Here is a 20,183-nt window from a genome sequence, read left to right as displayed (position 1 = left end):
CTGGCCTGTCGTGGCGAAGGCATCCGGTCGGTCGACGACATCAAAGGCACCAAGATTGCGCATACCGGATCGTCCGGTGACGTGCTTGCCGCACTTGGTGGAAACATGGTGAACATGCCGATTTATGATGTATATCAGGCCATGGAAACCGGTCTTGTGGATTGCTCGGTGACCTATGCGTATTACGCCGTCGCCTCGAAGCTAAGCGAAGAAATCGACACGATGACCGAGCTGCGGTATTCGACGATTACCAGCTTGGGCACCGTCATGAACCGCGACAGCTTTGATCGGCTAACGCCAGAACAACAAGAAGCGATCCTTGGCATCGGGCCGGACATGATGAACTTCTATGGCGAAAAGCTGGAAGAAGCGGACTTGAAAGCTCTCGAAGTGCTTTCTTCGGGGGATGATCCCGTTGAATTCGTCAAGCTTTCGGATGAAGGCTATGATGCAATGGACGTGGCAGGCGTGCCGATGTTCGACAACTGGTATGCCGACACTGACGCCGTTGGAACCGATGGCAAGGCGCTTTTGGCCGAACTCTATGCGTTGATGGACAAGTGGACTGTGGTCATGGAGACCGATGGTCTGCCTTGGCACAAGAAGTGATCGGTCGAACCGACACTTGAAGACTGCCCTGCCTCTTTTGGGGCGGGGCAGCGCCTATCCAATATCCACTGGAGAACATCATGTTGAAACGTCTTGAGTTTACGCTCGATACGCTTGCAGCGGTGGCCGTGGTGCTGCTTTGCCTGCTTATTACAGCCAACATTATCGCCCGTGAATTCTTGATGGTCGGAATCCCCGACAGCATGATCATGGTCCGCGAATTGATGGTGCCTGCAATCCTGTTTCCATTGGCCGCCGCCACTGCGAAACGCGCCCATGTCGCTGTCGAATTCATCGCCAACCTATTTCCGGACGCGTTGAATCGATGGATTGCTGTGCTGGCCGTTGTGATTGGCCTGACCATCGTGACGATCCTTCTGGCTGCCGGTTGGTTCGAGCTTGCCAAAAATTTCGCCAGTGGGGCCCACTACGGCGGAGAGCTCCTGCTTCCAAAATGGCCAAGCCGCGCCCTGTTCGTATTGGCAATTGGGGCATTCTGGCTGCGATTGATCCATGTGTTCTGGGTCGATCTCAAAGCCGCAGTGACGGGTACGCCGGCACCGGCAGAACTTTAAGGGAAAACCACTATGGATCCGGCAACCATCGGCTATATCGCGTCTGCGATTGTCATTCTCCTTTTGGCGATACGAATTCCGATTGCCTATGCTATTGGCGGCGTCGCCGTCGTAGCCATCTTTATCGTTTTCGCAACGCGCACCGGCACGTTCATGCCCGAACGCGCATTGTGGACCACATTATCGCTCGCATTTTCGTCGAGTTTCGACCTTGTCCACAGCTATGATCTGTCGATGATCCCTTTGTTCATCGCACTTGGTCACGTCGCCTATAAGGCCGGCATCACAACCGAGATTTACGAGGCCGCGCGGGTCTGGCTGGTGCGCTTGCCTGGCGGGGTCGCGATTGCGTCTGTCGCGGGCTGTGGCGGATTTTCAGCGATCTCCGGATCGTCCATTGCCTGCGCATCGACCATGGGGCGGATCTGCACACCCGAGATGCTCAAGCTGAACTATGATCCGCGTCTTGCAACGGCATCCGTTGCCGCAGGCGGTACGCTCGGATCGCTGATCCCGCCGTCTGTCTTGTTCATCATCTACGGCATCTTTACAGAAAGCTCGATCAGCGAATTGTTCATGGCGGGTTTCTTGCCCGGCGTGTTGTCGATGCTTGGCTATGCTTTGGTTATTGTGCTGTGGGTGCGCCGCTCTCCCGAGATCGCGCCTGTGCCCGACAAGACTTTTTCGATGAAGGAAAAGGTGCAAGCCGCAATCAGGTCATGGCCAGCCGTGTTCCTGTTCACGGTTGTCATTGGCGGCATCTATGGCGGTGTGTTTACCGCAACCGAAGCGGCTGCCCTGTCGTTGCTGTTTGCCGTGCTGCTTGGTTTCATGCGTGGTTTTATCAAACTGAATGACATCATCCCGATGCTGCGCGACACGATGGCCACGACTGGCGCGATCTTTTTTATCGCCGCCTGTGCCAAGATTTTCGTATCCCTGATTGCGTTGACCGGATTGTCCAATAGTCTTGTGTCGGCTTTGGGGAATGCAAATATCGGGCCTTGGATGTTTATCGCGCTCGTTTGCGTGATCTATCTGGTGCTGGGGATGTTCCTTGATCCGGTCGGGATCATGGTGCTGACACTGCCTTTGATGATCCCGATGGTTGAAAGCTACGACATGAACCTGATCTGGTTCGGGGTGGTGATCGTCAAACTTCTCGAGATCGGGTTGATCACGCCGCCGGTCGGGCTGAACGTTTTCGTGCTGGCCAGTGTGCTAGAGGAAAAGGTCGAGATTGGCCAGATCTTTGCAGGGTTATGGCGCTTTCTGGCGATTGATATCGTCGTTCTGGCGCTTTTGGTGATGATCCCGGCCATCTCACTTATTCTTCCTATGTCGATGAATTGAGGACTGCATGATGCATTTTGATCCCCCCAAAGTTGAAAATGAGCAGATCCTGAATTTCGGCATCGCCCTGCGTGATAACGCGGCCAAGCATGGCTCCAAGACAGCGTTGATTGTCGGGGAACAGACCGTCACATGGGCCGAATTCGGGGCCATGGTGGCGCAGGTCACCGGACAGCTAAAGGCCCAAGGCATAGGGCAGGGCAATACCGTCGCGTCCCTGTCTGAAAATTCGGTCGAACATGTGGTGCTTTATTGTGCTGTGGTGGCCAGTGGTGCGTGTATCGTACCGCTGCCGTTTTCTGCAACGCCTGCGGCGCTGGCGTTGATGATGTCGGATAGCAATGCGGAGTTTCTTTTTGCATCATCTGCACAGGCAGATACCGCGCGTGGTCTGGCGGTAAAACATGTTGTCGATCTGGATGAATTGATGACGTGGGCGGCAGATGCTGCCCCGGCAGGGCCAGCCGGGGTAAAGCCCGATGATCTGTTCAATATCATCTATTCGTCCGGCACAACCGGGACGCCCAAGGGGATTGTCCACGATCATCGCTTTCGGTCGCGCCAGTTGCAAAGAATTACCAACTTCGGCCTGACCGAAGCTGACCGTCTGGTGATATCTACGCCAATCTATTCCAATACGACCCTTTTCGGTATGCTGCCCACGCTGGCTTTGGGGGCAACATTGATTGTGATGCCAAAGTTTAACGCCGCAGCGTTCGTGAAACTAAGTGCCGATTTGAAACCGACCCATGCAGTTCTGGTGCCGGTACAGTTCATGCGCCTGATGGCAGAGCCGACATTCGACGATCATGATCTGACAAGCTATCGCTGCAAATTCTCGACGTCGGCCCCGTTGCCGGGCACGTTGATCGGACAGGTGATGGCTCGTTGGCCCGGCAATCTGATCGAGGTTTACGGAATGACCGAGGGCGGCATTTCCACCGCGCTCAATTGCGAAGCCTTCCCTGAAAAGTGGGACACCGTCGGCCGCCCAGGCGAGGGCGTCGACATGCGGGTGATCGACGACCAAGGGAAACAACTACCCCACGGTGCCTTTGGCGAACTGGTGGGCCGATCCGCCTCGATGATGCAAAGCTATCACAATGCGCCCGAGAAAACCCAAGAACTGCTGTGGACTGATACGAACGGCAATCATTTCATTCGGTCGGGTGACATGGGGCGCATTGACGAAGACGGGTTTGTGCATCTTATGGACCGCAAGAAAGACATGATCATTTCGGGCGGTTTCAACATCTACGCCGCCGATCTAGAGGCCGTCTTGCGCCAGCATCCGGATGTAGATGATGCAGCGGTCATCGCCGTTCCCAGCGATTCATGGGGTGAAACCCCACTTGGCTTTGTAGTGCTGCGCAAGGGGGCAACAACGGATGCCAAAGGCGTGCTTGAGGCCGCCAATGCAAAGTTGGGCAAGACACAACGCTTGTCCGACATTCTTCTGCTCGGCGATCTGCCGCGCAGCGATATCGGCAAGATCTTGAAAAAAGATTTGCGCGCACCCTACTGGCCTAGCTGAAAGGGCCGTTCGGAATGACGGGGGGTGTCGTGATCTGAAAGGGTGTGCCGCAAACCTTGTGACGACCGCTATGCTTTGACGCGCCCCGGTTTAGGTGGCGCGGTGTGATTGCCCAAGCGAATACGGTCGACTTTCAAATAATCCCTGACGGTCAATCTTGGCTGATGGGGCTGGTTTTCGGCATTAGCAAACCCTGCTAGACTGGGATTCTGGAACCCGGTGCAATTGTCGGTGCGGCAGCGTTAAGTTTTTCCATCGCGAACCCTGCAGCGTTTTTATAGCGCGCCATAAAGGCGTCCCGTTCCGCAGCCGGAACCACGTCATCAATGTTGTCAAAAGTTCCGCCACAAATGTCGTTTACCATATTCAGCAACCCGAAAGGGCCCGCACCACGGTTGCGCAAAATGAGCTCGGAGACAGGTGCGCAAAGAGCATCGTCATAGGCCTTGAGAGCCGCCGCTGTCGCGCCATGGTCCAGCATCATAGCCCCGATGGTGCGTGCGTCGATAATTGCCTGACTGGCACCGTTTGACCCAGTCGGATACATCGCGTGCGCGGCATCGCCCATCAACGCGACAGGCCCGTCCACCCAAGTCGACACAGGGTCGCGGTCAATCATCGGGTTCTCATAGGCGACTTCTGCGCCGTTCAAAAGGGCCGGGACGTCAAGCCAATCATAGGTCCAGCCCTCGAAATAATGGATGAAATCTGAAACTTTCGCGGGCTTGTACCAGCCGCTTTTGCGGTCTTCGGTTTCATCGAACGTAACTTCTGCAATCCAGTTTATGTCGGCATAGCCATCGGCGTCGGGGGCGGAAATCGGATAGATGACCATGCGCTGGCGATGGGTGCCAAGACCGATGAAAGATGATCCGGTACGGATCGGCTTGGCCCGCGTTGTCCCCCGCCACATCAGCGCGCCCCCCCAATGGATCGGCGGCTGGTCAGGATGCATCTGCGCACGGACCGTGGAATGGATGCCATCTGCACCAATCAGCAGCGTGCCGGTTTCCGTGGTTTCGGACCCATCAGTACGGCTGACAAACGCGCTGACACTGCCGTCATCGTTCTTGCGATAACCCGTAACCTTTGCGCCCAATTGCACAGCCCCGGCACCCGCGCGTTCAATCAGCTTGTCATGCAGCATCATATGCAACTTGCCGCGATGCGCTGCGTATTGCGGCCAGTTATAGCCGGCTTCGGTACCGCGTGGTTCTGCGTAAATCTCTTGGCCCTGTTGGCCTACCAACGCCCATTCCCGTGCAGGCAGACCGACCGCGTCTAGATCATCGGCAGTGATGCCAAGATCGAATAACTCGCGGATTGCATTGGGTTGGATATTGATGCCGACCCCTAGCGGCTTCAGTTCACGCACGGATTCGAACACGGTGCTGCGCACGCCGATCTGGTCAAGGGTCAGGGCAAGCGCCAGACCGCCAATGCCACCACCGGCAATCAGGACATGAGGTTGTGACATTATGCGTACCGTTAGTTGTTCAAAGTTGAGACGTGTTAGCAGATCAGCGCGTTGGGTCAAACATGGCAAATTTTCAATGCGCGACAGCTTTGCTGGCAAGGGCGATGAATGCGGTACGCTCGGTTAAGGTCAGCTGCGCAAGAATATCGGCTTGAAGGGTTGCAACAATAGGGGCCACGACTGCAAGCATTTCTGTACCTTCTTCGGTCAAAGTGACCTGCCGCGCGCGCCGGTCGTCTTGGTTGACCTTGCGCAGGACCCAGCCTTTTCGTTCAAGCCGGTCTACAACGCCGCCGATGGTGGCCCTGTCGTAAGCGATCTCTTGGGCCAACGTTGCCTGATCAATACCGGGCTTTTCGTGCAAAACCGTCAGTGCCGCAAATTGGACAGAGGTTATATCAATCCCTGCGGCCTTCATCCGTTCTGCAAAAACGGAGGTCGAAATTTGATGCAACCGTCGGATCAAGTGCCCCGGCATCGTGTCTAAAGTCATTACTCGCCTCTTTTAATAAGTAGACTTACCATATTGACAGGTGAAGGTGAAGTGCCCTACTTATAATAAGTATACATATTAAAATGAAGGACGATCAGATGCAGTATCACTTGAACGGTTTCAAATCTGGCAGTCCTCATATCGCTGCCCCCTCTGGACAACCGCATGTCAAAGAACTGCCGCGTCAGGTGGATGTCCTGATCGTCGGCTGTGGCCCAGCGGGTCTGACGCTTGCGGCGCAACTGGCGGCCTTCGCGGATATCTCGACCTGCATCGTCGACCAGAAATCGGGGCCGCTGCAAATGGGTCAGGCGGACGGTATCGCATGCCGGTCGGTCGAGATGTTCGAGGCTTTTGGTTTTGCCGAACGCGTTTTGCGCGAATCCTATTGGGTGAACGAGACGACATTTTGGAAACCTGACGCCGACCAGCCTGCCCATATCGCACGCAGTGGCCGGATCGAAGACACAGAAGCAGGCCTGTCCGAGATGCCCCATGTCATCCTAAGTCAGGCACGTGTACATGATTTCTATCTGGATGTGATGCGCAACGGGCCTGGCCGGCTTGAACCGCACTATGACCGCCAGTTCCTAAGCCTATCCCGAGACGATACCGCCGAATACCCTCTGACGGTGACGGTGTCCCATGCGCCTGATGGCCTGCCTGCACAGGCTGAAACCATTCAGGCGCGCTATGTCATCGGCTGTGACGGTGCGCGCAGCGGTGTGCGCCGCGCCATCGGGCGTGAGCTGGTTGGGGACGCTGCCAATCAGGCGTGGGGGGTCATGGACGTTTTGATGGAAACGGATTTTCCGGACATTCGCCTGAAATCTGTGATCCATTCTGCCTCGGAAGGGTCAGTGCTGATTATCCCCCGCGAGGGCGGGTATCTGGTGCGGCTTTATATCGAATTGGACAAACTGAACCCTGACGAGCGGGTATCGCATAAGAATATCACCCAAGATCAGCTGATCGCAGCAGCAGGACGGATCATGGCCCCTTATACGCTGGACGTGAAAGAGGTCGTTTGGTGGTCTGTTTACGAGATAGGCCAACGCTTGTGCGACCGGTTTGATGATGCGAAGGACGGCTCTGATCCGCGGGTGTTTATTGCCGGGGACGCGGGCCATACCCACAGCCCCAAAGCAGGACAGGGGATGAATGTATCGATGGGCGATGCGTTTAATCTGGGGTGGAAGCTGGCAGCGGTGTTGCGCGGCCAAAGCGCGCCCACAATTCTGCATAGCTATTCAACCGAGCGGCAGGCAATCGCACAAGAGCTGATTGATTTTGATCGCGCCTTTGCCAAGATGTTCAGTGCGCGCCCACGAACCGGCGACAACGTGGGGGACGACACCGTCGACCCCAAGGAATTCCAACGGTATTTCCAAAAGCAGGGGCGTTTTACTGCAGGCACCTCTGTCCATTATGTGCCGTCTATTCTGGTGGGCGAGGCGACATATCAAGATCTGGCAAAAGGTTATGTTGTCGGGATGCGCTTCCATTCTGCCCCCGTCATCCGGGTTGCGGATGCCAAGCCAGTGCAACTGGGGCATATGCTAAAGGCCGATGGGCGCTGGCGCATTCTGGCCTTTGCCGGGCAAAATGGGAATCTGGACGCGCTTTGTGACTATCTTGGTTCCGAAACCTCACCAATTGCCCAAGTTACACCAGAGGGCGCAGATATTGATTCTCTGATTGATCTGAGGGCGATATTCCAACAGCCCCACCGCGTGCTTGATCTAGGTCAGCTGCCGACGCTTTTGCTACCCAAAAAGGGGCGCTATGGTTTGAGAGATTATGAAAAGGTCTTTTGTGCCGATCCCGATGCGGACATTTTCGAAATGCGAGCAATTGATCGCAGTCACGGTTGTCTGGTGATTGTGCGCCCCGATCAATATGTCACGCAGGTATTGCCGCTGACAGCGCACAGGAAACTTACGCAGGTATTTGAAAATATCCTTGTCCCGGCAAAATGATTGCGCGGTGCACGCCCTGCGGTGCGAATCCCTTCTGTTCGCACAAGCGGGGTGCTCTTGTGAGCCGCGCTAATGAATCTAAGCTTGGTTAGAAACCTGTATTAGATCTTTTATTGCGCGCGCGCGCCTGCTCAAGCTGAGCAGTGGCAGGAACACTTTTCAGGTGTGATCAGGTCGGTTTCTGCGCGTAATTCGGCATGGTAGCGATCCCCAGGTTATTGCGGCAAGGACGGTATTGCCAAGATGGTGGACTTCAAAAAAACACGTGAAAACAATAGGCTAAAATTTCTGATGAAAGTTTTCCGCCAGCATTCGATAGGGGTCCGCAGGCACATTTCTGGTTTTACGTGCCTGTTTCCATCCAAACCTCTTTCGAGGACTCCCTCGCATGGAGCTTTGTAAACCGGATGCTCGCTAAACTACTTATTTGGTAAATTGAGTTAAATCGAAGGCATCGATTAACGGATTCAAAAGTAGTTTCTCGGACAAAGGTCCCATCGGCCTACTGCCCAAAGAAGCGAACAAGGGATCTCGTTCCATGACAGCGATCATTCAAACACATATAGCAAGACCGACCTTTGCCGGCTCTGCTGAAGATCTGGATGATCTTTTCGAAGGTCTTTCTGAAGTCTTCCTCGGTCTTGAGGCGGTGCAGCAATTTAGAAAAGCAACTCAGTTACAGCAGGGTGCGGCACGCTTGCGCAAGGTCTTGCGCAATATTTCAAATACCTCTGAACGCTACGACACCGGGTTTTCGGCGCGCTCGTTTAGACCGCCATTTTCAAATTTTGCAACGTTGCATAGTGCATATTTCAAATTATCCAAAAGTGCTTTTACCAACCGCGCCGATGCAAGTGCATTCAGCTGATTGACCCAATTAGGAGAGCACGTAAGTGTCTACGCCAAATCAAATAAAGTCCTTAAATTCGGTCGCGGTCAAGTTTGTCTTAGCGGTCCTACTTGCCATTTCAACTGTCGCTGGTGCCATGCTTGTTCAGGAAAACAAGACCACACGTGAGTTGGCCCAAAAGGTTGTTTTTGATCGCTCCAAATCAGATGCGAACCTTATGATGGAAACATTACCCGCGCCGGTCAACTTTGGCCAAGTTGGAATGGTTGAAAGGCTAGTTGAGAAGTACATCGACGGTGCAGACGGCCATTTTACCGGGGTGGTTGTTCTTGACGCAAAAGGTGACGTTCTTGTTGGAAAAGGGCCTCAGGTAGATGATGAAATGTCCAATTTGGGGCGAAATGCGCTCAATGGCGACGCACCATTATTTTTCAATCAGGAACGTATCACAGCTTACCCCTTGTATGCCGCCGGCGACCGCTTCGTAGGGGTGCTTGTGACTCGCTGGTCGATCGCGCCGCTTGAGGCATTCTTGGAAGCACGCCGTTTAGGTGCGGTTTCTTTAGCGTCATTCGTTGGCATTACTGCTCTTCTGGTAACGTTATTTGCATTTCGCAGCCTTGTTCTCAAGCCCTTGGCCTCCCTGAAACGCGCAATCGAAAACCTTCGGCTTGAGGCGTTCGAGGTCCCAATCGAAAACACCGTACGCAGCGACGAGTTCGGTAAGTTGGGGAGAGAAGTTGAGCATCTTCGCAATAGTCTTGTCGCTGGTAGTTTGACTGCCCGGGATGCACGTTTCAAAAGTGAGGCGTTCGGAAGCTCATCTGCAGCGCTGGTTCTGGCTGATGAATCTGGACAAATTTTTGCCATCAACCCGGCATTTGTCGCCCTATGTCAAAAACATATCCAGCACTTTGAAAAGCGTTTTCCAGGCTTTGAACCAACCAAACTAGTTGGAAAACCACTTGATTATTTTCACCCAGAAAACACAGAGCTTACCAAGCGCGTAAGCGCACTGAGTGAAAAAGTCATCTCGACAACGATTTCCATGCAAGACATCCGAATTTCTCTGAAAATAAAATCGATCCGTGACGAAAACGATCAGCACGTTGGTGCTGTCCTCGAATGGCAGGATGTCACCGAAGAGTGGAAAAATTCGGCCCTAATTAGAGAGATCAACGCGTCGCAATTAAGAGCTGACTTCTTGCCCAGCGGACAGCTTTGTGAAGAAAACGAACTATTTCGAACGCTGGTTGCAAGCAGTCAAGGCCTGTCGCCCAGCTTAAGCCTTACATCTTTGATTACTAAAGATGCAGAAGACGTCTTTACTCAAGTCAAAGAAAACGGAGCCTATGTTGGCAAGATTATGTTTTCCGGTGCCAACGGTGCAGATGTAGTTGTCGAGGGCAGCATCACATCCGTCGCGGATGTTGGTGGCAAACCTTACCGGCTGTTCTTACTTGGCCGCGACGTGACAGAGCAGGTAAAATCTTCGGAAGCCGCTCGTATCGAACGCAAAGAGCTTGATCAAGAACGGTCTTTGGTGGTCGATTCGCTGCGCGTCGGCTTGAAACGGTTAAGTGGTGGTGACCTGCGCGCGACGCTCCCAGAACCTTTTGCTCAACGCTATGAAGAATTGCGGCACGACTATAATGAAGCTGTCGGGAAATTGTGCCAGGCGCTTGGAGCTATTGCTGATCGTGCTGAAACGATCCGCAACGAAGCTAAAGATATTAGCGGTACCGCAGAGGTTCTTTCCCGGCGAACTGAAGGGACCGCTGCTACTCTTGAGCAGGCGGCGGCGGCTCTTGATGATTTAACAGGCGCAGTCCGTGGTACCGCTGAAGGGGCACAGAAAGCGAATGTGATCGTAACGGAAGCCAAGGCCAATGCAGAGGAAAGCGGCATTGTTGTGCTGAAAACCGTTTCAGCCATGGACGAAATTTCCACATCATCTGAAAAGATGGCTTCAATTATTAAGGTCATTGACGATATCGCATTCCAAACCAATCTACTTGCCTTGAACGCTGGCGTAGAAGCCGCTCGAGCAGGGGACGCGGGTCGTGGTTTTGCTGTCGTTGCATCAGAAGTCCGCGCTTTGGCTCAAAGGTCTTCCGAGGCGGCGCGTGAAATTAACGATTTGATCGCAATGTCTGTTGCACAGGTAAAGATTGGCGTTGATCTCGTTGGAGAAACTGGAAACTCATTACACCGCATTGCTTCATCTGTGAATGATATCTCAGGTCAGGTTTCCGAAATCGCGGTATCCGCCCACCAACAGTCACTGACGCTTGAAGAGATCAATGCTTCCGTGACTCAATTGGACAGATCCACACAACAGAATGCTGCTCGCTTGGAGGAGACAACAGCCGCGAGCGATGCACTCAATAGTGTTGCTATGTCTCTCGTTGAAACCATTGGGCACTTCCAGATTTCGGAAAAGGTAGTCTCAATTTCTTCAAGAAAAGAGGTGCCTAAGTCCTCAACGAGCAGCAAGCAGCATTCCACCTCTACAAGCGCAACTAAGCCTCAGAGAGATTTAGAAATTCGATCCGCGGCAGGTGCTTGGACAGATTTCTAAAGATGTTTTGGGAAGCCGAGGTTGAAGACAACAGAAATGGACTGAACTATGTTTGAAGCTAGAACATCGGACACCTCATTGATCGAAGTTCATGTCGCTCAAGGTGGGTTTCACGTAAGCGATTCGCCCGACGAAGTCATCAAAACCCTTTTAGGTTCCTGTGTTGCCACTTGTCTTTTTGACCCAGTCGCCCAAGTCGGTGGAATGAACCATTTTCTACTTGCCGGGGGTCCTGATCAGATGGCGCAATCCGAGCGCTATGGATTTTACGCAATGGAAGTTTTGATTAATGGCTTGCTCAAGTTGGGAGCAAATAAATCGCGGATAGAAGCAAAATTATTTGGAGGCGCAACTATGTCCGGAATTATGGGACATATCGGAAAGAAAAACTGTGACTTCGCGATCTCGTTTCTCGAATGCGAAGGCTTACCCATTCGCGCAATGAGCCTAGGTGGGACGCAGGCTCGACTACTGCGCTTTGTCCCGTCAACTGGGCGTGCTAGCCAGCGGCTTGTCGATGATATCGAGCCAGAAATTCAACCAATTAGAACCGTCAGTCCCACGACAGACGATATTCAGTTCTTTGAGGATTAAAGCTATGAAAAGCTCACTTATACTCGCGGAAAAACTGCTCTCGTCCGGGATTCCAAATCTAATTAGCGTACTACAAGAAATTGAGGGGCCTAGCATCCACCTTGATGGACGAGAGGTAAGAGCCATTGGCGCTCGGGCCGCTGAAATATTGCTGCGCTTCAAACAAAATACTGAGAGCGCCGGAGGTACTTTTAAAATCGATGCGTCGGCGGAGTTGGCGCAGGATTTGCAGGTTCTGGCAATGAAAGAAGCACTTCTTGAAAAGGGAGCAGAGATATGAGCCTTAGCATTCTTGCCATTGATGATTCTCGTACCATGAGAAATCTGTTACGAGCAGCCTTGGAAGAGGCCGGATTTTTGGTGACGACTGCGGAAGACGGCGCAGACGGCATCGAAAAACTTGAAGCAGCGAACCCTGATGTCATCATTACTGATATTAACATGCCTGTGATGGATGGTTTCGGACTGATTGAGCAAGTTAGACAGTCCAAATGCTCCGCCTCAGTACCTATCTTAGTTTTAAGCACCGAAAGTAGCGACGCCCTAAAAAGTCGCGCCCGAAGTATTGGCGCAACTGGATGGATTGTGAAACCATTCAATGACATCAAGTTAATTTCGGCGATACGCCGGGTGGCGAGGGTTTGACGCAATGGCTAGTCTAGATGAACTAAGACAGATATTTTTCCAAGAATGCGAAGAACAGTTGGAAGAGCTAACTGATGGATTGAGCGAATTAGAGTCTCTTCAAGCTGATAGTGATCCGGACCCAGAAACCATTAATCGAATGTTTCGAGCAGTACATTCGATTAAAGGCGGCGCGGCTTCATTTTCACTGGATGCTATAACTCAGTATGCACATGCGTTCGAATCGATCTTAGACGAATTACGCAGCGGAAAACTCATAATGAGTCGAGAGATCATTCCTGTATTTTATCGGGGGGCAGATCGTTTAACGGATTACATCGCTATTGGAGAAGCAGGGGGCGTGCAGAATGCCCACGAGTTGGAGAATGACATTTCGGAAATTACGGCTCTATCGAGTTTTTCTCATCACGGTAGTGCTGCCGAGTCTGCTGAGGACTGCATTGCCGAATTTGTGCCGGTTGCATTATCATTTGGTGTACAGGAAGAAAATAATCCTAGCCCACAGCAAGGTGATTACAGCATTAATTTCAGCCCGACAGCAGCACTATATTCTAACGGACATGAACCTGTTCAAATTTTTCGAGAACTCGAGACCCTGGGATCTCTGGACATTAGCTTTAGCCTTGGCGCTGAAAATGTATGGGATGCCAGTGAACCTGATATTTCATGGCATATTTTACTTTCATCAGATTGCTTGGAAAGCGAGATTTATGAAGTATTCGAATTTGCCCAAGATCTCGCAGCGATCAAAATAGAGATGGTAGAAAAGAAAAATTCGGCCTTAGATAACAAGGACGCCATTTTTCCAGCGGCACAAAAAGTTGAAGCAGAAGTAAAAGCTCAACAAGCCGAGAAAAGTGATAGCGCTCCAGAAAAAGTGAAATCTGGTCCTAAAGCGACTGTTCGTGTTGACCTAGAACTAGTTGATGAGCTCATTAACATGGTTGGCGAGTTGGTTATCACCCAGGCAGTCATGACACAATCCATAACAGAATCAGAATTGTCTGTAAGCCGACAATTGGCAACCACGCTTGATGACTTCAAAACGCTTACCCGTAACATTCAAGAGCGCGTCATGGGGATCCGGGCGCAGTCAGTGAAGCCCCTTTTTCAACGGATGGGGAGGATCGTGCGTGAAACTGCGCAGATCGCTGGAAAGGATGTCCGATTTATCACTGACGGTGAGGATACGGAAATTGATCGTACAGTCATTGAAAGACTCGTTGATCCACTAACCCATATCTTGCGGAATGCAATCGATCATGGACTTGAACATTCTGATCGCCGAACAGAAGCTGGGAAGGTTCCTAACGGCTCGGTCAAACTATCGGCCGCGCACAGATCTGGTCGCGTGGTCATCGAGGTAAATGACGATGGTGGTGGCGTCAATCGTGAGAAGGTTCTGACGTCAGCTATTGAAAAGGGTCTTGTATCGGAAACAGCAAAGCTTGGTGATGCCGAAATCGACCGCCTTTTGTTTTTGCCGGGGTTCTCGACTGCAAGCGCGGTAACGAGCCTTTCCGGCCGCGGGGTTGGGATGGACGTAGTGAACAGTGAGATTCGCCGTCTCGGGGGCCGTGTTTCAATTATTTCCACACCTGGAAAGGGAACAACAATATCAATCAGCTTGCCACTTACACTTGCTGTTCTTGACGGCATGGTTGTGACTGTCGCTAGCCAAACGATGGTTGTCCCAATTTCCGCTATAACTGAAACTATTCGCCCAGAAGCTTCAAAAATACATTTGATAGGTCCCGAAGCCCGGATGATCTCAGTGCGTGATTTGATGCTTCCGATTATCGACTTGGGTACAATTTTCGGCTTTGAAGCCGAGCGAAAGCTAGGTCAAGATGGTATTCTGTTAATCGTTGAGGACGATAAAGGGGAACAATTCGCGCTTGCAGTGGATCATATTCTTGATCAGAGGCAGGTTGTTATCAAGAGCTTAGAGTCAAACTATGGCCATGTTCCATATGTAGCTGCAGCAACAATCTTGGGGGACGGACAGATTGCCCTGATCATCGACCTTGATGAAATAACAAATGAAATCCCCACGGCCGCTTCAGCGTCCCTAAAACCAATAAGAGCCTCCGCATGAAAACCGAAACATCGCCCGAAAAGGGCAGCAAACGAGAACTGATCACCTTCTCTATCGGACAGCAAGACTTTTGCATGGATATTATGCTAGTTCGTGAAATCCGCGGATGGACAAAGGTGACTATGCTTCCGCACTCTCCTGCTGATGTCCTGGGGGTTATGAATTTGCGAGGGGCAGTAGTTCCAATTGTCGATCTGTCAGCAAGGCTTGGTTTGGGACCATGTAAACCAAGTAAACGGGATGTTATTATCATTGCCCATATAGGGAACCAAACTGTTGGATTCCTTGTGACCGCAGTTTCTGACATAGTTGGCATTTCGCCCGACGAAATACAGCCCATGCCAAAAGTAGGTGGTCTGGATGAAAACAACTTTGTTCAAGGAATTATAGCTTCTGGTGATAGGACACTTCGAGTTCTTGATATTAACGAGTTGGCTGCAGCTATGGCGGCGGAACCGGTTGAAGTATGATTGTTTCACCGCGGGGCGTTCAGTCTGAAATAGAAGCTATAGATCTATCAGAGAGCGCTTTTGAACTTATTTCTCGAACTCTCAAGGAAAAAACGGGCATTTGCCTTTATGAGGGGGCCGAAAGGCTGGTCGTATCGAGGTTATCCCGATTTTTGAAACCACTGAATTTCACAACATTTGAGGAATATCTGCAGTATGCCTTGAGTCCGCCTGGCGTATCTGAGCTGGAGCAAATGATAAATGCCTTGACGACAAATACTACTCGTTTTTTTCGTGAGCGTGGTCATTTTGATATTCTAGAAAACCAGGTAATGCCTCGACTTGTAGAGAAGGCTAAAAACGGAGAGAGAATCCGTATCTGGTCTGCTGCGTGCTCTAGTGGCGAAGAAGTCTATAGCATAGCAGCAATTGTACTTAAGTGTCTTCCCAATGCTGCAGACTATGACTTTCGTATTCTGGCTACAGATATTGACAGTAATATTCTCGAGGAAGCAGAGGCCGGATTATACCGTATCTCGGCACTTGAGGATGTACCACCCGGTTATGCTGAGTTCATTTTCGATAAAGATCAGTCAGGTGAAGTATTGAAGGTGCGACCAGAAGCACGTGATTTAATCTCATTTCGCTACCTGAACTTTATGGACCCTTGGCCGGTATCTGGTCCGTTTGATGTGATATTTTGCAGGAACGTAACTATCTATATGGATGAAGAAACCCAGATGCGGATTTGGGTGGGCCTAGAGAATGTTTTACATACAGAAGGATTTTTATTTATTGGCCATTCTGAGAGAATTGGCCCAAGCCTGTCAAGTCGTCTTGAACTTTTTGGGCCAACAGCGTTTCGACGGCCAACAAAAATTGGATTGAGTTCTGCATCAGCTATGGAGAAGAAAAATGTCACTTCGCAATACACTTAAAATATTGGTTGTGGATGACACCAGTGTGAGCAGGGGTTTATTATGCAATTCGTTGGAAGATATTGGAATGCGGAATGTTGATTTTTGCGTATCGGGGGATGTTGCTTTCCAGAGAGTAAGTCGAGAGGGTTTCCATATTGTAATTTCGGATCATCACATGCCTGGTATGACGGGGTTAGATTTGCTTGGAAACCTGAGGATGCAAAAGTCTACGGCGAATGTAGGATTCATTTTGGTCAGTGGTTCAATGAATCAGGAAATATTGGGTCGCGCCCAGAAATTAGGGCTAAACAATTTTCTTTCAAAACCATTTGATACAATGAAGCTCAAAAGGTGCCTTGAAACCGTTACGGGACCGTTATGAAAAATGTATCTGTCTTGTTGCCATCGGTAATAAAAAGACTTGAGGGAGAACTAGGTCGAGTCGAAAATATTGGTCGCAATATTGAAAAAACTTTTGGAGACTTTTTTTCAGAGGAAGGGGATAGACGGGTTAATTCACGATTGGCGTTGCAGGATATTGATCTTCTTGTTCAAACGATAGCTGATTTAAGGATATTTCTCAATCACCTCAGCAGCAGCAAAATGGAAAAAGACATGGTAAACATTGAAGCAGCGTTAAGCTTTACGAAGCTGGATAAAGTCAAAACAGCATTGGCGGGAATTGAATCAAAACAAAAAGATAATGAAGGGGATGAAGTTATTTTCTGAACGGCTTGCTATTTTTTTATACCGTACTTCGAGCTGGTTTTGTTCAGATTTTATGTTCTTGGGGCTGGTTAATATGTTACGCTGTTCCTATATGAGAAAACCTGTTGATAGCCTCTCTATGGAGTGGTTGGCAGCTATAGTTTGGAAAGCGGAGTACCGTATTCGCCGGTTCGTAAAATATAAAATCGAGATGGACGACCAGCCGGCACCGCTCGTGACTAATTAACCTATCCAAGTGGCATACTGTTGGGCACTTGCCCGTCCAAAGCTGCAGGAGTTACACTAAAGTGTCGTTGCCCAATCTTCGAGGTACTGGACCTGTCTCGCCTTAGTGTCGCCCCACATGCTCGCTTAAGCCACCTTTCGTTCGAAAATGACAGGGCTTTTCGAGCCAAATATTGAGTGCCGCCGTCGCGGGTTGTAGAACCCGTTGATGTATTCGAAAAGTGCCATCTCAGCCCGCCGTCGCGTTTCCCACGAATGCCGCCAAATCAGCTCGGGCTTGATGGTTTTGAAGAACATCTCAACAGCAGCGTTATGGTGGAAAATGCCTTTGCCACTCATCAATGCCCTGAACCCATGCTAGCGCAAAATTTTATGATAGTCATGCAAACAAAATATTGGCTGCCACGATCGGTGTGATGGATGCAGCCTTTGGGTTGTACTCGGAAGGCTATGGCCATCTTCAATGGACGGATCGCAAAGTCGCGTTTCATCCGATTGGTGACCTCCCATCAGATGACACGCCGGGAATGAAAGTCTAACACCACAGCAATCCGCGTGTGAGGGCCTCGATCAAAAGCACCGATCTTTGCGAGTCAAGCTACGAGCGCGCAAAATCGGGCCACGCTCGCGTCATTCATTGAGACATACGTGGGGATTGGTCGCATCATTAGGACTAAAGCACCGCTTACGGAAATCACTATGCCAGATTGCCGCTATTAGGACGTTGATTACTATCTGGACTGTCATTCCAGACCTCAATCACAGCCCCTTCCAAAGACATCACGCCAGACATGAGGCACCCCTATAGATCCGGTAACATCGAACATCAGTGTCAGAAAATCGGCTGGTCTAGGCCAAACTCGAGGCGATGCGATCATCAGCTCGCACTCATGTTTGGAAATTCAAACATTCGAAAAACAGTGCGAAAGATTTGAACCTATCAGCCACCAAAACCCGTGCGCCCGCCAAAGCTTTTGCCAAAACCACCGCGAGAGCTGGCCGTCGCGCGGGTCATTGGGGTTTTCCCGACAGTCGCGGCGGGGCGGGTGAATTGCGATGTGTTCAGCTTTGCTGCGCCGCTATTACTGGAAAACGTACTGCTGCGCGCGGCATTTGTGTATTGCCCACCCGATGTTTTATACAAGGGTTGCCCCGCAGACATACCGGCCCGACCGCCCATCATGTTACCGATAAGATATCCAGCAAGAAGAGGCATAAATATGCTGCCGGATCCGCCTTGGGGTGTTGCTGCTTCCGAACTGCATGCATCTGCGCCATGCTGTTCTTCGCAGACCGCAAGGCTGTCATAGCGGGGGGCGGCTTCGACATGCAGGGTTTCCGCCGCATTGATAGCGGTCTCGCAATCCTCGGCGGTGAACATACCGCCTTGAGTGGCCTCAGTCTTGCAGCTCTGCAAATCGGGAAAAGCCTTGGCGTCAACCTGTTCTTCGCGGCAGCCCGCAAGAGCAAAGGCAGTAGCCCCGAGAATGGTAATGGCGACGCGGCTGGAACGTTTGGTCATGACAATCCTGTCTTTCGGTAAAGTGATGTTTCGAATTAGTATTTTTAGGGAGTGATGTAGTGTGGTTTGAACCGGGATAGATCCTGCGTGATGCGTGACTGATCCTCGCGAATGCCTATCCCTGCGCAGGTTTCGCCGATCACCCATGCCCCGACAATCGGGCAAAAGCCATCGAATTGGGGCAGGGGTTCATACGCCTGAAGGATCCGTGGATGTTCAGCGTAATCGGTGTTTTTCGACTGTTCGATGATTGTGCCGTCTTTGACAATGGAAACCGATGCGCCTTCTCGGGACAGGATCGGCTTGGTGACGTGTCCGGCCACAAGCTGTGTTTCTGCACGACCGAACGCTTCGGCAACATCAGCTGCTGCTAGGCCGCGGCCCGCGATTGCGTCGGTTACATCTTGCTCAAAAAACGCAGGCAAAAGATTTGGATGACCTTCAAACATTTGCCATAGGACCGGTAAAAGCCCCTTGTTGGACAAAAGCGCCTTCCAGGCGGGCTCTAGGAACAGGCAGCGGGATCCCGCGATGTGAGCTGCATAGTCATCGCGCAACAAATCCTCCCAAGGGTAAAGCTTGAACAGCACCCCCATGACGCGATCCTCATGATCCAGAAATTGGCCTTCGTCGCTGATCGCGATCTTTTCCAGATCGCAATAATGCGCGCCCAGCCCAGCCTCGCGCGCGGCCCAGCCCATGGCTTCGACAGTGCCATAGTCTTCGGGGTTGCCACCGACGGCGGTGAAATGCAGGTCACTGTCCGGTTCGAAAACCGCGCTGAAACGTTCAACCAGCGCTTCGTGGATGCCGTTGAACTGATCCGCCCCATTGGCCAAAACGCCCGCGGCAAGCTGATCTTCGAGCCATTGCCACTGAAAGGCAGCGCTTTCATAAAGTGATGTTGGCGTATCGGCGTTATATTCCAGCAGCTTAGCGGGACCATTGCCAGTATAGGCGAAATCAAAACGCCCGTAGATTTCCGGATCGCCCCGATGCCAGCTTTCGGCGACAAGATCACGATGCGCCTCGGGGATCGCTAAGCGGTCCATCAACTGCTCGCTTTTTAGAATTTCAACAACGGCCTCTCGACACATGGCATGAAGTTCGGTTGCCGGATCTTCGATATCATTTTCGATCTGCTCAAGCGAGAACGCATAGGCGGATGTTTCGTCCCAATAAGGCGCACCGTGCATATCGGCAAAGGTAAACCCGACCTCGCGCGCGTGCTCTCGCCAGTGCGGTCGTTCGGGCAAGGTCACTTTATGCATGCAACGTCTCCTTGATTGTTGACTGTCATCTAGGGCGTTTGTGGGCATTAAACCAGACCTGCGCCTTTTCGGGCGAAAGTCTGGCGAAATTACCCGACCACCGGCGGCCGCCGACGACCAAAACCATCAAGATATCCAGCTAGATTAATCTCTTTGGGAATTGTCAGAGGTGTATTTTGGTGTAGGCTGATCACCAACGCGTGCTCAAATTGATGGGGCAGATGGCGAAGCGAAAAGGAATAGTGTCATGGCTGATATCGCATTACGGGGTGATCAACT

The 20,183-nt window shown here is 51.4% G+C and carries 19 protein-coding genes and 1 pseudogene; 15 read left to right on the top strand and 5 right to left on the bottom strand.

Annotation, left to right across the window (positions count from 1 at the left end):
• The 4 genes from dctP to ABYT07_RS10050 form a co-directional block, all read left to right on the top strand.
• Positions 1-609, top strand: a 609-nt coding sequence (dctP, locus tag ABYT07_RS10065; RefSeq protein WP_372991314.1) for a TRAP transporter substrate-binding protein DctP, incomplete at its 5' end; no start/stop codon positions are given.
• Positions 610-689: 80 nt separating this feature from the next.
• The gene (locus tag ABYT07_RS10060) at positions 690-1,184 is read left to right on the top strand and encodes a TRAP transporter small permease (RefSeq protein WP_372991313.1); all 495 of its coding nucleotides are present in this window, start codon (positions 690-692) and stop codon (positions 1,182-1,184) included.
• A gap of 12 nt (positions 1,185-1,196) precedes the next feature.
• A complete protein-coding gene (locus tag ABYT07_RS10055) occupies positions 1,197-2,537 on the top strand; it encodes a TRAP transporter large permease (protein ID WP_372991312.1) in 1,341 nt (446 codons plus the stop codon).
• Between the two features lie 10 nt (positions 2,538-2,547).
• On the top strand, positions 2,548-4,071 hold the full coding sequence (locus ABYT07_RS10050) for a class I adenylate-forming enzyme family protein (RefSeq protein WP_372991311.1): 1,524 nt from the start codon (positions 2,548-2,550) through the stop codon (positions 4,069-4,071).
• Between the two features lie 196 nt (positions 4,072-4,267).
• Here ABYT07_RS10050 and ABYT07_RS10045 read toward each other — a convergent pair whose 3' ends face one another.
• Together ABYT07_RS10045 and ABYT07_RS10040 are read right to left on the bottom strand one after the other, a co-directional pair.
• Positions 4,268-5,548, bottom strand: coding sequence for a flavin-dependent oxidoreductase (locus ABYT07_RS10045; protein ID WP_372991309.1), 1,281 nt, complete (start codon positions 5,546-5,548; stop codon positions 4,268-4,270).
• 73 nt (positions 5,549-5,621) lie between these two features.
• Positions 5,622-6,041, bottom strand: coding sequence for a MarR family winged helix-turn-helix transcriptional regulator (locus tag ABYT07_RS10040; protein WP_372991308.1), 420 nt, complete (start codon positions 6,039-6,041; stop codon positions 5,622-5,624).
• 98 nt (positions 6,042-6,139) lie between these two features.
• On the opposite strand from ABYT07_RS10040, the gene ABYT07_RS10035 reads away from it, so the two are divergent.
• The 11 genes from ABYT07_RS10035 (at position 6,140) to ABYT07_RS09985 (ending at position 16,886) form a co-directional block, all read left to right on the top strand.
• On the top strand, positions 6,140-8,020 hold the full coding sequence (locus ABYT07_RS10035) for an FAD-binding monooxygenase (RefSeq protein WP_372991307.1): 1,881 nt from the start codon (positions 6,140-6,142) through the stop codon (positions 8,018-8,020).
• Between the two features lie 538 nt (positions 8,021-8,558).
• A complete protein-coding gene (locus tag ABYT07_RS10030; RefSeq protein WP_372991306.1) occupies positions 8,559-8,888 on the top strand; it encodes a hypothetical protein in 330 nt (109 codons plus the stop codon).
• A 25-nt stretch (positions 8,889-8,913) separates the two neighbouring features.
• Positions 8,914-11,451: a methyl-accepting chemotaxis protein gene (locus tag ABYT07_RS10025; protein ID WP_372991305.1), complete on the top strand. Its 2,538-nt coding sequence runs from the start codon at positions 8,914-8,916 to the stop codon at positions 11,449-11,451.
• 48 nt (positions 11,452-11,499) lie between these two features.
• Complete coding sequence (locus ABYT07_RS10020) at positions 11,500-12,045, top strand: chemotaxis protein CheD (RefSeq protein ID WP_372991304.1); 546 nt, start codon at positions 11,500-11,502, stop codon at positions 12,043-12,045.
• A gap of 4 nt (positions 12,046-12,049) precedes the next feature.
• Complete coding sequence (locus tag ABYT07_RS10015) at positions 12,050-12,325, top strand: hypothetical protein (protein ID WP_372991302.1); 276 nt, start codon at positions 12,050-12,052, stop codon at positions 12,323-12,325.
• Positions 12,322-12,690 (top strand): response regulator, encoded by a 369-nt coding sequence (locus ABYT07_RS10010; protein ID WP_372991301.1) that lies wholly within the window; start codon positions 12,322-12,324, stop codon positions 12,688-12,690. Before ABYT07_RS10015 ends, ABYT07_RS10010 begins: the two co-directional genes overlap by 4 nt.
• A 4-nt stretch (positions 12,691-12,694) precedes the next feature.
• Complete coding sequence (locus tag ABYT07_RS10005) at positions 12,695-14,788, top strand: chemotaxis protein CheA (protein ID WP_372991300.1); 2,094 nt, start codon at positions 12,695-12,697, stop codon at positions 14,786-14,788.
• Positions 14,785-15,258: a chemotaxis protein CheW gene (locus ABYT07_RS10000; RefSeq protein WP_372991298.1), complete on the top strand. Its 474-nt coding sequence runs from the start codon at positions 14,785-14,787 to the stop codon at positions 15,256-15,258. The genes ABYT07_RS10005 and ABYT07_RS10000 overlap by 4 nt, the downstream gene beginning before the upstream one ends.
• Positions 15,255-16,175, top strand: a complete 921-nt coding sequence (locus ABYT07_RS09995) for a protein-glutamate O-methyltransferase CheR (protein ID WP_372991297.1) — start codon at positions 15,255-15,257, stop codon at positions 16,173-16,175. The genes ABYT07_RS10000 and ABYT07_RS09995 overlap by 4 nt, the downstream gene beginning before the upstream one ends.
• Complete coding sequence (locus tag ABYT07_RS09990) at positions 16,153-16,539, top strand: response regulator (protein ID WP_372991296.1); 387 nt, start codon at positions 16,153-16,155, stop codon at positions 16,537-16,539. The genes ABYT07_RS09995 and ABYT07_RS09990 overlap by 23 nt, the downstream gene beginning before the upstream one ends.
• Entirely contained in the window at positions 16,536-16,886 is a 351-nt protein-coding gene (locus ABYT07_RS09985) for a hypothetical protein (RefSeq protein ID WP_372991295.1), read from the top strand. Before ABYT07_RS09990 ends, ABYT07_RS09985 begins: the two co-directional genes overlap by 4 nt.
• A gap of 351 nt (positions 16,887-17,237) precedes the next feature.
• On the opposite strand, the pseudogene ABYT07_RS09980 reads toward ABYT07_RS09985, so the two are convergent.
• From ABYT07_RS09980 to ABYT07_RS09970, 3 genes and pseudogenes are all read right to left on the bottom strand, one after another.
• Positions 17,238-17,662 (bottom strand): annotated as a pseudogene (locus tag ABYT07_RS09980) (DDE-type integrase/transposase/recombinase); the annotation flags it as partial.
• A gap of 389 nt (positions 17,663-18,051) precedes the next feature.
• Positions 18,052-18,633 carry a DUF1190 domain-containing protein gene (locus ABYT07_RS09975; protein WP_372991294.1) on the bottom strand — a complete coding sequence of 194 codons (582 nt, stop codon included), beginning with the start codon at positions 18,631-18,633 and terminating at the stop codon, positions 18,052-18,054.
• Positions 18,634-18,677: 44 nt separating this feature from the next.
• Complete coding sequence (locus tag ABYT07_RS09970) at positions 18,678-19,904, bottom strand: glutathionylspermidine synthase family protein (RefSeq protein WP_372991293.1); 1,227 nt, start codon at positions 19,902-19,904, stop codon at positions 18,678-18,680.
• Between the last annotated feature and the right edge of the window lie 279 nt (positions 19,905-20,183).

This window comes from Sulfitobacter sp., from assembly GCF_041552635.1.
GTDB lineage: Bacteria > Pseudomonadota > Alphaproteobacteria > Rhodobacterales > Rhodobacteraceae > Sulfitobacter.
The sequence above is the reverse complement of the archived record's forward strand: the minus strand, read 5'-3'. Positions and strand labels throughout refer to the sequence as shown.

Bases quoted from the DNA above. Each gene is read 5' to 3' on its own strand.
- ABYT07_RS09995 (WP_372991297.1), top strand. From the start codon at position 15,255: ATGATTGTTTCACCGCGGGGCGTTCAGTCTGAAATAGAAGCTATAGAT.
- ABYT07_RS10060 (WP_372991313.1), top strand. From the start codon at position 690: ATGTTGAAACGTCTTGAGTTTACGCTCGATACGCTTGCAGCGGTGGCC.
- ABYT07_RS10005 (WP_372991300.1), top strand. From the start codon at position 12,695: ATGGCTAGTCTAGATGAACTAAGACAGATATTTTTCCAAGAATGCGAA.
- ABYT07_RS09985 (WP_372991295.1), top strand. From the start codon at position 16,536: ATGAAAAATGTATCTGTCTTGTTGCCATCGGTAATAAAAAGACTTGAG.
- ABYT07_RS10015 (WP_372991302.1), top strand. From the start codon at position 12,050: ATGAAAAGCTCACTTATACTCGCGGAAAAACTGCTCTCGTCCGGGATT.
- ABYT07_RS10000 (WP_372991298.1), top strand. From the start codon at position 14,785: ATGAAAACCGAAACATCGCCCGAAAAGGGCAGCAAACGAGAACTGATC.
- ABYT07_RS10030 (WP_372991306.1), top strand. From the start codon at position 8,559: ATGACAGCGATCATTCAAACACATATAGCAAGACCGACCTTTGCCGGC.
- ABYT07_RS10040 (WP_372991308.1), bottom strand. From the start codon at position 6,041: ATGACTTTAGACACGATGCCGGGGCACTTGATCCGACGGTTGCATCAA.
- ABYT07_RS10020 (WP_372991304.1), top strand. From the start codon at position 11,500: ATGTTTGAAGCTAGAACATCGGACACCTCATTGATCGAAGTTCATGTC.
- ABYT07_RS10045 (WP_372991309.1), bottom strand. From the start codon at position 5,548: ATGTCACAACCTCATGTCCTGATTGCCGGTGGTGGCATTGGCGGTCTG.
- ABYT07_RS10035 (WP_372991307.1), top strand. From the start codon at position 6,140: ATGCAGTATCACTTGAACGGTTTCAAATCTGGCAGTCCTCATATCGCT.
- ABYT07_RS09975 (WP_372991294.1), bottom strand. From the start codon at position 18,633: ATGACCAAACGTTCCAGCCGCGTCGCCATTACCATTCTCGGGGCTACT.
- ABYT07_RS09990 (WP_372991296.1), top strand. From the start codon at position 16,153: ATGTCACTTCGCAATACACTTAAAATATTGGTTGTGGATGACACCAGT.
- ABYT07_RS10055 (WP_372991312.1), top strand. From the start codon at position 1,197: ATGGATCCGGCAACCATCGGCTATATCGCGTCTGCGATTGTCATTCTC.
- ABYT07_RS10050 (WP_372991311.1), top strand. From the start codon at position 2,548: ATGCATTTTGATCCCCCCAAAGTTGAAAATGAGCAGATCCTGAATTTC.
- ABYT07_RS09970 (WP_372991293.1), bottom strand. From the start codon at position 19,904: ATGCATAAAGTGACCTTGCCCGAACGACCGCACTGGCGAGAGCACGCG.
- ABYT07_RS10010 (WP_372991301.1), top strand. From the start codon at position 12,322: ATGAGCCTTAGCATTCTTGCCATTGATGATTCTCGTACCATGAGAAAT.